Annotated in this window: 12 protein-coding genes and 1 riboswitch; all 12 genes read left to right on the top strand. The window is 69.9% G+C overall.

Going from position 1 to position 13,276, the window contains the following annotated elements; genetic code table 11:
• Window positions 1-85 precede the first annotated feature (85 nt).
• Window positions 86-736 carry a hypothetical protein gene (locus tag OG734_RS18005; RefSeq protein ID WP_330288518.1) on the top strand — a complete coding sequence of 217 codons (651 nt, stop codon included), beginning with the start codon at window positions 86-88 and terminating at the stop codon, window positions 734-736.
• A 38-nt stretch (window positions 737-774) separates the two neighbouring features.
• Window positions 775-2,256 (top strand): protein kinase domain-containing protein, encoded by a 1,482-nt coding sequence (locus OG734_RS18000; protein ID WP_330293703.1) that lies wholly within the window; start codon window positions 775-777, stop codon window positions 2,254-2,256.
• A 182-nt stretch (window positions 2,257-2,438) separates the two neighbouring features.
• Window positions 2,439-3,287 carry a glycoside hydrolase domain-containing protein gene (locus OG734_RS17995; RefSeq protein WP_330288517.1) on the top strand — a complete coding sequence of 283 codons (849 nt, stop codon included), beginning with the start codon at window positions 2,439-2,441 and terminating at the stop codon, window positions 3,285-3,287.
• 171 nt (window positions 3,288-3,458) lie between these two features.
• The gene (locus tag OG734_RS17990) at window positions 3,459-4,121 is read left to right on the top strand and encodes a SurA N-terminal domain-containing protein (protein ID WP_330288516.1); all 663 of its coding nucleotides are present in this window, start codon (window positions 3,459-3,461) and stop codon (window positions 4,119-4,121) included.
• Window positions 4,122-4,403: 282 nt separating this feature from the next.
• The gene (locus OG734_RS17985) at window positions 4,404-5,432 is read left to right on the top strand and encodes a nucleoside triphosphate pyrophosphohydrolase (RefSeq protein ID WP_330288515.1); all 1,029 of its coding nucleotides are present in this window, start codon (window positions 4,404-4,406) and stop codon (window positions 5,430-5,432) included.
• A gap of 170 nt (window positions 5,433-5,602) precedes the next feature.
• Window positions 5,603-6,910 carry a cytochrome P450 family protein gene (locus OG734_RS17980; protein WP_330288514.1) on the top strand — a complete coding sequence of 436 codons (1,308 nt, stop codon included), beginning with the start codon at window positions 5,603-5,605 and terminating at the stop codon, window positions 6,908-6,910.
• Window positions 6,911-7,072: 162 nt separating this feature from the next.
• Entirely contained in the window at window positions 7,073-8,131 is a 1,059-nt protein-coding gene (locus OG734_RS17975) for a transglycosylase family protein (protein ID WP_443064873.1), read from the top strand.
• A 184-nt stretch (window positions 8,132-8,315) separates the two neighbouring features.
• Window positions 8,316-8,487: riboswitch (cyclic di-AMP (ydaO/yuaA leader) on the top strand.
• A 3-nt stretch (window positions 8,488-8,490) separates the two neighbouring features.
• Window positions 8,491-9,240, top strand: a complete 750-nt coding sequence (locus OG734_RS17970) for a transglycosylase family protein (RefSeq protein ID WP_330288512.1) — start codon at window positions 8,491-8,493, stop codon at window positions 9,238-9,240.
• Between the two features lie 382 nt (window positions 9,241-9,622).
• Window positions 9,623-10,903, top strand: a complete 1,281-nt coding sequence (gene eno, locus OG734_RS17965) for a phosphopyruvate hydratase (protein ID WP_006382731.1) — start codon at window positions 9,623-9,625, stop codon at window positions 10,901-10,903.
• 127 nt (window positions 10,904-11,030) lie between these two features.
• Complete coding sequence (locus tag OG734_RS17960) at window positions 11,031-11,504, top strand: FtsB family cell division protein (protein WP_330288511.1); 474 nt, start codon at window positions 11,031-11,033, stop codon at window positions 11,502-11,504.
• A gap of 93 nt (window positions 11,505-11,597) precedes the next feature.
• Window positions 11,598-12,233 carry a DUF501 domain-containing protein gene (locus tag OG734_RS17955; RefSeq protein WP_330288510.1) on the top strand — a complete coding sequence of 212 codons (636 nt, stop codon included), beginning with the start codon at window positions 11,598-11,600 and terminating at the stop codon, window positions 12,231-12,233.
• On the top strand, window positions 12,230-13,171 hold the full coding sequence (locus OG734_RS17950) for a Ppx/GppA phosphatase family protein (RefSeq protein WP_330288509.1): 942 nt from the start codon (window positions 12,230-12,232) through the stop codon (window positions 13,169-13,171). Before OG734_RS17955 ends, OG734_RS17950 begins: the two co-directional genes overlap by 4 nt.
• Window positions 13,172-13,276: the final 105 nt, after the last annotated feature.

Below are 13,276 nucleotides of genomic sequence, written 5' to 3'. Positions count from 1 at the left end.
CGTCGGCCTATACGCTCGAACTCCGACACCGAACCTGTCACTCGTACGTCCGTCCCCGTCGGCATCACCCGGTCCAGGAGCAGTCATGTACGGCCCCGGCGCGCCGCCGCCCACCCGCAGCGCGGGCACCGTCATCACCCTGCGCGTGCTGATCGCCGCCGCCGGGTTCCTCTCGTGCGGCCTCTTGGCGTGTCTCCCGCTGTTCCGCGTCGCCTTCCTGCGCGGCCGGTGGTTCAACTGGACGGCGGCCTGGGTGAGCCTGCCGCTGTCCATCGTGTGCCTCGCCGTGGTCGGCTCGGTGGAGGAGAGCAACGCCGACGGCGACATCGCCCTCGCCATCGCGTTGATCCTGGGGGCCCTGGCCAGCGCGTACTTCCTGGTCATGGACCTACGGCAGGACAACCGGCAGCGCCAGTACGTCGATTACGCGCCGGCCCCGGCCCCGACCGTGCCCCCCGGATACGGCTACCCGCCGCCGTCGCCGTACGCGAACATGCAGACCGGGCCGCAGCCCCCCATGCCCCACACGCCGATACCCCAGCCCCACGTTCCGACGCCACAGCCACCCGTCTCCCACGGTCCCGTACCGCCCCCGCCGCAGCGCCCCGCACCTGCCCGCATCGACCAGGTGCGCGCCGAACTCGACGAGCTCAGCGACTACCTGCGCAAGCACGACAGCAACGGCAACGGCAACCCCAACGTCAACCCCGACGGCAACCACGAGGGCGGACGGTGAGAGTGGCGACGGGACGCGTCATCGCCGACCGCTACGAACTGTCCACGCTCATCGGGCAGGGCGGCATGGGCCAGGTCTGGACGGCGTACGACCAGCGGCTCGACCGGCGCGTCGCGGTCAAGCTGCTGCGCCCGGACAAGGTCGCAGGCCAGGAGGCCGACGAGCTGCGCCGCCGCTTCGTGCGCGAGTGCCGGGTGACCGCGCAGGTCGACCACCCCGGGCTCGTCACGGTCCACGATGCGGGAAGTGAAGGCGAGGAACTGTTCCTCGTCATGCAGTACGTCGACGGCGCCGACCTCTCCGACCACCTCGCCGAACAAGACCCGTACCCCTGGCAGTGGGCGGTCGCGGTGGCCGCGCAACTGTGCGCCGTGCTGAGCGCCGTGCACGCCGTGCCGATCGTCCACCGCGACCTCAAGCCGCGCAACGTGATGGTGAAGCAGGACGGCACCGTCACCGTTCTCGACCTGGGCGTCGCCTCGGTCATGGACACGGACACCACCCGCCTCACGCACACCGGGTCACCCATCGGTTCGCCCGCCTACATGGCCCCCGAGCAGGCGATGGGCGGCGCGGTCGGCCCCTACACGGACCTGTACGCACTCGGCGTACTCCTCCATGAACTCCTCAGTGGAGACGTACCGTTCTCCGGCTCCACAGCCCTCGGCGTGCTCCATCGGCACCTGTACGAGCCGCCGCTGCCCGTGCGCCGCCTCAGACCAGAGGTGCCCGAGGCGCTGGAAGCGCTCGTCCTGCGGCTGCTCGCCAAGGACCCGCAGCACCGGCCGGCCTCCGCGCAGGAGGTGTACGAGCACCTGGCGCTGCTCCTCCCGGAGCGCGGGATGCCCACCGGAGCGCCCCTCGATCCCACGCGCCCGTTCCTGCGCCCGCACGCCCCCTGGCCGGACCGCGCCCGCACTCCCGCGGCCCAGCCGACGGCCGCGCCGGCCGCCGAGAGACCCGACGTCGCCGGAGCCGTCGACGAGGTCAAGCGCCTCCTCGGCGAAGGCCGGATCACCCAGGCCGTCGACATTCTCGGCGGGATCCTGCCCGCCGCGGCCGAACAGCACGGCGAGCGCTCCCCGGTCGTCCGTACCCTGCGCAAGCAGTACGCGGCCACCCTCATGGACGACGGCCAGTACCGCCGCGCGCTGCCCGAACTGCGCCGCCTCGCCGACGAACGAGCCGCCGAGGCCGGCCAGGCCGACCCCCAGTCGCTGCGCTTCCGCTACGAGGCCGCCCAGTGCCTCGAACAACTTGGCGAACCCGCGGCGGCCCTCGCCGAGTACCGCGCCCTGCTGCCGTACTACGAGAACCAGTACGTCGCCGGCGACCCGGAACTCTCCCTGGACGTCCGCCGCCGAATCGGCCACCTCCTCCTCGCCCTCGGCGACCGCACCGCCGCCCGCGACACCCTCGCCCGCCTCCTCCACGACGTGGACCGCCTGCGCGGCCCCGGCCATCCGCTGGCGGCGGAGATCCGGCGGACGCTGGATTGGCTGGGGCAGGTGCGGGGGTAGTTTTTGCCGTGCCCTGAGGGAACCTTGTGGGTCCCTGGGGGCCCTGTTTCCCGGACGCGGAGAAGCCGCCGGTTACCTTGCGAGCTGCATTTCGCGTCGCCGTAGAACCGTCAGCGAACGTCAGAAAACGTCTCAGAGAACCGTCTCAGAGAACCGTCGTAGAACCAGGGGTGGGGTACGTCATGGCCAGCCAGCGCCAGTCGCCGGGTCACCGGCAGTCCAAGAAGCGCAGATACGTCACCTGGGCGGTGGCCGGTGCGGCCGTCGTCGCCGGGGCCGGGCTCGCCGCACAGTCCTCGATGGCAGCCACCACCTGGCCCGCCCAGCGCACCTACACCGGCCGCGCGTTCGACACCTGCACCGCACCCTCCCTCGCCGCCATGAAGGCCTGGCGCACCAACAACTTCTACGGCGCCGCCGCCGTCTACATCGGCGGCAAGAACCGCGGCTGCGCCCAGCCCAACCTCACCGCGTCCTGGGTGAAGTCGGTCAGTGCGCAGGGCTGGAAACTCATCCCCCTGTACGTCGGCGCCCAGCCGTCCTGCCAGACCGGTTCCAGCCCCGAGAAGCTCACCGCCGCCACGGCTGCCTCCCTCGGCGCGAAGGACGCGGCGGACGCGGTGGCCAAGGCGTCGGCGCTCGGCATGAAGGCCGGCAGCCCGGTCTACCTCGACATGGAGTCGTACGACATCACGAACAAGGCGTGCAACGACGCCGTGCTGACATACGTACGCGCCTTCGACAAAGCACTGAACGCCAAGACCTACCGCGCCGGCTACTACGGCTTCACCAGCTCCAGCGCGAAGGCGATCGCCCAGGCCACCGACCGCACCAACCTGCCGGGCAACATGTGGTACGCGCTGTGGGACAAGCAGCCCACCACCACCGCGGACTGGCCCTTCGCCGCCACGCTGTGGACCAACCACAGCCGCGCCCACCAGTACCTGGTCAACAGCAAGGAGACGCGCGGCGGTTACACGATCACCGTGGACCGCGACGCGTGGGACGCACCGGTGGCGATCACCGGCTGAGACGGCCGGAGGACACCCGGAGAACACCCGGGGGCCACCGGGAGCGCGAGGCGGTGCCCGAAGTCCTGGTGAATCGTTGGTCGAATGGCTTGGCCAGAGCTCGGCCACTGCCTAACATCGATCACCGCAAGACTTTGTGCACCGCCGCACAATCTCCTCGGGAGGCCCTCCTTGCACCGCCGTCGTCGCACCGCGCTCTTCCTCTCCGCCGCGATCGTCGCCGCGGCACCCCTCCTCACCGCCTGCGGAAACGACGCGCATCCTGGCGCGGCGGCCGTCGTCGGCGGGCAGCGGATCACGGTCGCGCAGCTGGAGAGCAGGGTGAACGAGGTACGCGCGGCGCAGCGGGCGGCCACCCCGGACCAGGCCCAGTACGCGCAGGCCGTCGCCAGAACCGGCAGCCTCACCCGCGACACCCTGCACACCATGGTCCTCGACCGCGTCCTGAACCAGGCCGCGAAGAACGCGGGCGTGACCGTGACCCGCAAGGACGTCCAGAGCCTGCGCGCGTCCCTGGAACAGCAGGCGGGCAGCGCGAAGTCGCTGGAGGACGGCTGGCTCCAGCAGTACGGCGTCGCCCCGGCACGCCTCGACGACAGCCTGCACACCGAGATCGTGGCCCAGAAACTGGCCGCCGCGCTCGGCGTCGACATGAACACGCCGGACGGCCAGGCCACGTTCTGGAAGGCGATGTCCGAGGCCTCGAAGTCCCTCGACGTCGACCTCAACCCGCGCTACGGCAGCTGGGACGTCCAGAAGAGCAGCCGCGTCGACGCGAAGACGCCATGGGTACGGGAGATCACGGCGGCCGAGACGACGCCGGCGACGACGTAACGGTTGTCCGTACGGGTGTACGGGTGTACGGGTGTACGGGTATACGGGTATACGGGCGTCTGAGTGGCCGGGTGCCCGTGGGCGCATGGCCTGCGGTTGGGACGGACCCCGCCAAACCGCTGCCGCCACCGCCTTGCGGCGTGCTGAGGCAGCGGCCGTGCGACCAGCGGATCGCACCGGGACGACCGCCCCCGCAGCGCCGAGTCACCACACAACTCACGCTGTTCGGAATGCCCGAACCGGCCAACACCGGCCAATCAACCTAGGAACGGTTACGTTCGGATGGTGAACGCAACCAGCGGCTTCGAGACCGCTCCCGAGACGGAGACCGACCCCGGTCGTGTCGTCCTGCTCACCACCAGCCACCGGGTCGCGCCCGGCCTGCTGTCCTGGCCCGCCTGGCAGGTGCTGCACGCGGCCGACCGGGTGCTGTGCGCGGACGGTACGCATCCGCAGCTGCCGTATCTGCGGGACGCAGGCATAGCGGTCGAGGAGACCTCCCCGACCGCCGAGGAGCTGATCGACGCCTGCGCAGGGGGCCGGATGGTCGTGGTCGTGACGACGGGCGAGGGAGACCCGGCCCTCACGGACGGACTGGCACGCCTCGCGGGCTCCGGCCGCGTACGGATGCCGGACCTGGAACTCCTCCCCGCCTCCTACGACCTGCCCGGCGCCCGTCTCCTCGACCTCGTGCAGGTCATGGACCGCATCCGCCTGGAGTGCCCCTGGTCCTCCCGTCAGACCCACAAGGGCCTGGCGAAGTACGGCATCGAGGAGGCGTACGAACTCGTCGAGGCGATCGAGGAGGGCGACCGGGACGAACTGCGCGAGGAACTGGGGGACGTTCTGCTCCAGGTCGTCTTCCACGCGCGCATCGCCGAGGAGGGCGCTGAGGAGGACGGTGCGGCCCCGTTCTCCATCGACGACGTCGCGGCCGGCATCGTCACCAAGCTGATCCACCGCCACCCGCACGTCTTCGGCGACGAAACGGCGTCCACACCGGAGGACGTCAAGGAGCACTGGCTGCGCACCAAGGCGGTCGAGAAGCAACGAGAGTCGGTGACGGACGGCGTGCCCCTGGGCCAGCCGGGCCTCGCACTGGCCGCGAAACTGGCGTCCCGCGTGCACACAGCGGGCCTGGACGTCCCGCTGCCGCAGGGCGAGGGCGTCGGGTACGAGCTGCTGGAGATGGCGGTACGGGCGGAGGCGGAGGGCGTGGACCCGGAGGCGGCGCTGCGGGTTGCCGCGCGGGCCTATCGGGATGCGGTGCGGGTGAGGGAGGGGGTGGCGGAGGCGGCTGAGGAGAGATGACGGTGCGCTGAGCCGAGTTCGAGGCGTATGGGGACGCGCACGTCTGACTTCCTGATCGGCCTGATCGGTGGATTCGAGTGCGCCGCTCCGTCGGCGGCCGGTCGGCCGGGCGTCCGGGCGGCTGCTGGGCCATGGACGAAAGTCCCCGACCCTCCCGATACCGTCACCGAGTGACCAACCAGCCCTCCTCCACGAACCCACCGCCCGCCCCCGAACTCTTCACCTGGGAATTCGCCACCGACCCCTACCCCGCCTACGCCTGGCTCCGTGAGCACGCGCCCGTGCACCGGACGAAGTTGCCCAGTGGCGTCGAGGCCTGGCTGGTCACCCGTTACAGCGACGCCAAGCAGGCCCTCGCCGATCCGCGGCTCTCCAAGAACTCGGACCATCACGACGAGCCCGCGCACGCCAAGGGCAAGACCGGTATCCCCGGTGAGCGCAAGGCCGAGTTGATGACCCATCTGCTCAACATCGATCCGCCGGACCACACCAGGCTCCGCAGGCTCGTCGCCAAGGCGTTCACGCCGCGCCGGGTCGCCGAGTTCGCGCCCCGCGTCCAGGAACTCACCGATCACCTGATCGACCAGTTCGCGGCGCGCGGCTCCGCCGATCTCATCCACGAGTTCGCGTTCCCCCTGCCCATCTACGCGATCTGCGACCTGCTGGGCGTACCCCGCGAGGACCAGGACGACTTCCGGGACTGGGCCGGGATGATGATCCGGCACGGGGGAGGGCCCCGGGGTGGGGTCGCTCGGTCCGTCAAGAAGATGCGCGGCTATCTCGCCGAGCTGATCCACCGCAAGCGCGAGGCGCTGTCCGACGTACCCGAACCCGGCGAGGACCTCATCTCCGGGCTCATCCGCGCCTCCGACGAGGGCGAGCACCTCACCGAGAACGAAGCCGCCGCCATGGCTTTTATCCTACTTTTTGCTGGTTTTGAGACGACCGTGAACTTGGTCGGCAATGGCCTCTACGCCCTCCTCACCCACCCCGAGCAACGCGCCCGCCTCCAGGCTTCCCTCGCCGTCAAGGACTCCTCCCTCCTCGAAACCGGCATCGAGGAACTCCTGCGCTACGACGGTCCCGTCGAGTTGGCCACCTGGCGCTTCGCCACCCGGCCGCTCAGCATCGGCGGGCAGGACATCGCGGCCGGCGATCCCGTCCTCGTCGTACTCGCCGCCGCGGACCGGGACCCGGCCCGGTTCGCCGACCCGGACACCCTCGACCTCGGCCGCCGGGACAACCAGCACCTCGGATACGGCCACGGCATCCACTACTGCCTCGGCGCCCCGCTCGCCCGGCTGGAGGGACGCAGCGCGCTGGCCACCCTCCTCACCCGCCTCCCCGACCTGCAACTCGCTGCAGACCCGACCGAGTTGAGATGGCGGGGCGGGCTCATCATGCGTGGACTGCGCACCCTGCCGGTCGAGTTCACACCGGTTCGCGAATCCGGGCATACCCGGCCAGTGGCGACGTAGAAGATCACGGCAAGGTGACGCTCCCTCAACAATGTGATCTTCACGTGATCTGTGCGGCATGAACTTGTGACAAGTGATCGTCAGTCGATAGGTTCGTGCACTAGTGCGATGCCCTGCGTCATCCGTCGCACTGGCCCCCGCTGTCTCGCGAAAGGCAACCGCATGCTCTCCGGGAACGGTCGTCACCGTCGCCCCCGTCAGGCCCCGGCTCTACTGGTCGCGGCCGGCGTGACCGGCTCCGCCATCGCCATTCCGCTGCTCGCCGCATCCGGTGCGAGTGCGGCCAGCGGTACCACCTGGGACCGGGTCGCGGAGTGTGAGAGCGGCAGCGCCTGGAGTGCCAACAGCGGCAACGGGTACTACGGCGGGCTCCAGTTGACCCAGGCGGACTGGGAGAAGTACGGCGGCCTTGCCTACGCCCCGAGCGCCGACCAGGCCAGCCGTTCGCAGCAGATCGCCGTCGGCGAGAAGGTACTCGCCGACCAGGGGGCCGGGGCCTGGGAGGCCTGCGCGCTGCTGTCCGGACTCGGCAAGGACGCCGGCTCGGCCAACGTCGACACCGGCGTGGTCGAGGGTGGCTCTTCGGCCTCGGGGTCGGGCTCGGCCTCGGAGTCGGGCTCCGGCTCCGGCTCCGGTTTGGGCCTGGGCTTGGGTTCGGGTTCGGGTTCGGGCTCCGGCTCCGGCGCCGACTCCTCTTCTTCCTCTTCGGCGTCGCCCACGCCCCCGGCGTCCCCCTCCACCGACTCCACCGACTCCGCGTCCTCCGCCGACTCCTCGGTCTCGGGCAAGTCCTCCGGGTCCTCTCAGTCCCCGTCGCCGTCCGTCGCGGCGACGACCGACTCCGTCGACTCCGCCGGATCTGTCGCCTCGCCGTCTCCTTCCTCCTCGTCGCCCGGCACGGATGACTCGCAGGAAAGTGACAGTTCGCCCATAGGTGCGACAAAGGGTGAAGAGCAGGGCAACTCCGGTCAGAGTGCTGGAAATGAGGTCGGTGGCACCGACACCGGAACCTCCAGCGGCACCGGCCGTCACCGTGGTGACGCCGAGGGCTCGTACACCGTCCGGGCCGGGGACACCCTGTGGGGCATCGCCGGCTCCCTCGGCCTCGCGGACGGATGGTCGGGGCTCTTCGCCGAGAACGAGCATTCCGTCGGCACGGACCCGGACCTCATCATCCCCGGTCAGACCCTTGTTGTCGGTGAGGAACTAGGGCAAAAGTAGCCGGAGTTCGCGTCACGCTTTCGTGCTGAATGTCCGTTATGGATGCGGTGAGAGATAGATCTCAGAAGCCCTGATCGTCTTTGTATTTCAGAGGATCAGCTGTTTACGGTCGTCATCGCCCGCCACAGTGGGCCCCGCCGGTCGCAACGCCGAATCCTGCCAACGGCCGTACGGGAACAGTCGTCGCTATCAAGCGCCGTAGGCAGGAGCGGGGGACCCAAGGTAGGCGCCGCACCGGGCACTTGTCCGGAGCGGCTTGGGGTGAAGCCGTACGCCGCCCGACAGGGGCGTACGGCCGGGCAACTCAACCGGCCCGAACCCGACAGCTCACCTCGCAGGCGTCGGTGAGGGGATGTTTCATGCTGTTTTCCGGCAAGGGCAAGCACCGTCGTCCGTCCAAGGCCACCCGCGTCGTCGCCATCGCCGGCGTGACCGGTGCCGCCGTCGCCGCTCCGCTGCTGGCGGTCGGCTCCGCCTCCGCCGCCACCTCCGCCGAGTGGGACACGGTCGCCCAGTGCGAGTCCGGCGGCAACTGGGCCATCAACACCGGCAACGGCTACTACGGCGGCCTGCAGTTCTCCGCCTCGACCTGGGCCGCGTACGGCGGCACGGCGTACGCCTCCACCGCCGACCAGGCCTCCAAGTCGCAGCAGATAACCATCGCCGAGAAGGTCCTCGCGGGCCAGGGCAAGGGTGCCTGGCCGGTCTGCGGTACGGGCCTGTCCGGCGCCTCCTACGACGGCGGTGCGAGCAGCAGCACGGGTGCGGGTACGAGTGACAACTCGTCCAGCAGCTCCAGCAGCTCCAGCAGCTCCAGTGACTCAAGCAGTTCCAGTGGCTCCAGCGAGACCGCCACCCGCTCCACCGACAACCAGCAGGCCTCCCGCTCGCAGGAGCGGCCGGCCGCGAAGAAGACCGTCACCACCCCGACCGGCAAGAAGGTCAAGAAGGGCGACGGCGAGTACAAGGTCGTCACGGGCGACAGCCTCAGCGCGATCGCCGAGGCGCACGACGTCAAGGGTGGCTGGGTGAAGCTCTTCGAGCTCAACAAGGACATCATCGACGACGCCGACTTCATCTTCCCGGGCCAGCAGCTGCACCTCAGCTGACACAGCTGAACCACGCTGATCCCGGTCACCTGCCCGCCGACGCCTCCCCCAGACAGTACGAGAAACAGTCGGCTCGAAGGTGAACCACAGCGCTCTCACATCCGTGCCCTCCATTGTGAGGGCCTCGTGAGGGCCACCCCCGTCCCCCACGGGCTCCCCGCCCCGGTGCGTTCTCCCCCGTACGCACCGGGGCGGGGCTTTTTGTTCCCATGGGGAACAATGTTTACCCTGGGTTCCGTCCATGTTCCGTCCATGGGGTGGTCGGACGGCTGGCTGATCCCCCGGAGCCGGTTAGGCTCATCATCGCGGAGCCGCCGCGGCCCCGTACTCGCGAGGCCCAGCAGCCCCGCGTACCCGCGTCACATTCCATAAGGAGATGCTCGTGCCGTCCATCGACGTCGTCGTAGCCCGGGAAATCCTCGACTCGCGAGGCAACCCCACCGTCGAGGTCGAGGTCGGCCTCGATGACGGCAGCACCGGTCGTGCCGCCGTCCCGTCCGGCGCCTCCACCGGAGCCTTCGAGGCCATCGAGCTGCGCGACGGTGACCCCAACCGCTACCTCGGCAAGGGTGTCGAGAAGGCCGTCCTCGCCGTCATCGAGCAGATCGGCCCGGAGCTCGTCGGCTACGACGCCACCGAGCAGCGCCTGATCGACCAGGCCATGTTCGACCTGGACGCCACCGACAACAAGGGCTCCCTCGGCGCCAACGCCATCCTCGGCGTCTCCCTCGCCGTCGCCCACGCCGCCTCCGAGGCCAGCGACCTCCCCCTCTTCCGCTACCTCGGCGGCCCGAACGCGCACCTGCTGCCCGTTCCGATGATGAACATCCTCAACGGCGGATCCCACGCGGACTCCAACGTCGACATCCAGGAGTTCATGATCGCCCCGATCGGCGCGGAGTCCTTCTCCGAGGCGCTGCGCTGGGGTGCCGAGATCTACCACACCCTCAAGAAGGTGCTGAAGACCAAGGGCCTGTCCACCGGTCTCGGCGACGAGGGCGGCTTCGCGCCGAACCTGGAGTCCAACCGCGCCGCGCTCGACCTCATCATCGAGGCCATCAAGCAGGCCGGTTACGTGCCCGGCGAGCAGATCGGGCTCGCGCTCGACGTCGCCGCGTCCGAGTTCTACAAGGACGGCAAGTACGAGTTCGAGGGCAAGTCCCGCACGGCCGCCGAGATGACCGAGTACTACGAGGAGCTCGTCTCCGCGTACCCGCTCATCTCCATCGAGGACCCGCTGTACGAGGACGACTGGGACGGCTGGAAGACCATCACCGACAAGCTGGGCGACAAGGTCCAGATCGTCGGCGACGACCTCTTCGTCACCAACCCGGAGCGCCTCGCCCGTGGCATCGAGGAGGGTTCGGCCAACGCCCTGCTCGTCAAGGTCAACCAGATCGGCTCGCTGACCGAGACCCTGGACGCCGTCGAGATGGCCCAGCGCAACGGCTTCAAGTGCATGATGTCCCACCGCTCCGGCGAGACCGAGGACGTCACCATCGCCGACCTCGCCGTCGCCGTGAACTGCGGCCAGATCAAGACCGGCGCCCCGGCCCGCTCGGACCGCGTCGCCAAGTACAACCAGCTGCTGCGCATCGAGGAGATCCTCGACGACGCGGCGGTGTACGCCGGGCGCAGCGCCTTCCCCCGCTTCAAGGGCTGAGCAGCCGTAGTGGCTGTAGTGGCTTAGGCAGCGTCGTACGTACGTCCCCGTACCCGGTCCCGTACCGTGTGCGGGGACGTACGCACATGCGCGCGTACAAGCGCAGACGCCAGGGGAGGCGGGGAACATGGCCGTGAAGGACCGGGACCGGTTCTCCACCGCGACGAGGATCAAGCTGCTCGGCGAGCAGACGGCGGCCCGCGTCTATCGTTCCCAGACCAAGCGCCAGGCCCGCCGCTCCCGCCTGACCGGCCGGGCGGCCCTGCTCGCCCTGGTCCTCTGCACGTTGATCGTGGCCCTCGCCTATCCCATAAGGCAGTACGTCTCCCAGCGCGCCGACATCGCCGAGACGGAACGTGAACGCGACCAGGCCAGCCGACGGGTCGAGTATCTCCGCGACCTGAAGGCACGCTGGCAGGACGACGCGTACGCGGAGCAGCAGATCCGGCAGCGGCTGCACTATGTGATGCCGGGCGAGACCGGGTACGTCGTGATCGACCCGGACGCGGCGAAGCAGTCGCGCGCCGACCTGGGCGCGGCCGACCGCCCCTGGTACGCGAACGTCTGGGACGGCGTGGACAAGGCCGATCAGTTCGGTTAGTTCGACCGGCCCGGTCAGTCGGATGAGTCCGGTCAGTCGGACGAGTCCGGTCAGGCCACGCCGCCGACCAGTGAACGGAACAGAAAGACAGGTATGGAAACGCCCCCGCCTCCCACCCCGCGCACCGAGCCGACCGACGCGGACGTCGAGGCTTTCCAGCAGCAGCTGGGCCGCCCGCCGCGCGGGTTGCGCGCGATCGCGCACCGCTGTCCCTGCGGGCAGCCGGACGTCGTGGAAACGGCTCCGCGGCTGCCGGACGGCACGCCCTTCCCCACGACGTACTACCTGACGTGCCCGCGCGCCGCCTCGGCGATCGGCACGCTGGAGGCGAACGGCGTGATGAAGGAGATGACGGAACGTCTGTCGACGGACCCGGAGCTGGCCGCCGCCTACCGGGCCGCGCACGAGGACTACATCGCCCGCCGTGACGCGATCGAGGTCCTGGAGGGCTTCCCGAGCGCGGGCGGCATGCCGGACCGCGTGAAGTGCCTTCACGTCCTCGTGGGCCACTCGCTGGCCGCCGGCCCCGGGGTGAACCCCCTGGGCGACGAGGCGATCGCGATGCTGCCGGAGTGGTGGGCGAAGGGGCCGTGTGTGATGCGCTCGACTCCTCCCGAGGGGGAGGGCTGGGAGGTGCACACGAACGAGTCCGGCGGTCACTTCGCGTTCAAGCCGGTGGACTCGGCGGATCCGGTGGACGCGGTGGAGCCCGGGGAGGGCGGCAAGTGACCCGCGTCGCCGCCATCGACTGCGGTACGAACTCGATCCGCCTCCTCGTCGCCGACGCGGACCCGGAAACCGGTGAACTCGTCGAGCTGGACCGCCGGATGACCATCGTCCGCCTCGGTCAGGGCGTCGACCGTACGGGGCGGCTGGCCCCCGAGGCGCTGGAGCGGACCTTCGCGGCCTGTCGGGAGTACGCCGCGGTCATCAAGGAGCACGGCGCCGAGCGGCTGCGGTTCGTCGCGACGTCCGCCTCCCGGGACGCGGAGAACCGGGACGAGTTCGTCCGGGGGGTGCTGGACATCCTGGGTGTCGAGCCCGAGGTCGTCTCGGGCGAGCAGGAGGCCGAGCTCTCCTTCACCGGCGCCACCAGGGAACTGGCGGGGCGCGACGACCTCGCGAAGCCCTACCTCGTCGTGGACATCGGCGGTGGCTCGACCGAGTTCGTGGTCGGGGACGACCGGGTGCGCGGGGCGCGGTCCGTGGACATCGGGTGCGTACGGATGACCGAGCGGCACCTGGTGCGGGACGGGGTGGTCCTGGACCCGCCGGGGGAGGAGCAGGTCGCCGCCGTCCGAGCCGACATCGAGGCCGCTCTCGACCTCGCCGAGCGGAGCGTCCCGCTGAGCGAGGCGCGCACGCTGGTGGGGCTCGCGGGGTCCGTCACCACGGTGTCGGCGATCGCGCAGAACCTGCCCGCGTACGACTCCGAGGCCATCCACCACTCCCGGGTCTCCTACGACCGCGTCCGCGAGATCACCGAGACCCTTCTGCGGTCCACGCACGCCGAGCGCGCGGCGATTGGGTCGATGCATCCGGGGCGCGTCGACGTGATCGGCGCGGGGGCGCTCGTACTGCTCTCGATCATGGAGCGGATAGGGGCGTCGGAGGTCGTGGTGAGCGAGCACGACATCCTCGACGGGATCGCTTTCTCGGTCGCGTGACCCTCGGCTGAGCAGGTCGGACAACGTATGAGCGCACTTGTGGGGCTGTTTACGGCCCCCTGGTGACGCTCTCCCGGGAAACTTCGTGAAGTTCTTCACAAGGAA

It is taken from the genome of Streptomyces sp. NBC_00576, from assembly GCF_036345175.1.
Lineage (GTDB): Bacteria > Actinomycetota > Actinomycetes > Streptomycetales > Streptomycetaceae > Streptomyces.
Note: the sequence above shows the minus strand (reverse complement) of the source record. Positions and strands in the feature narration are given on the sequence as shown.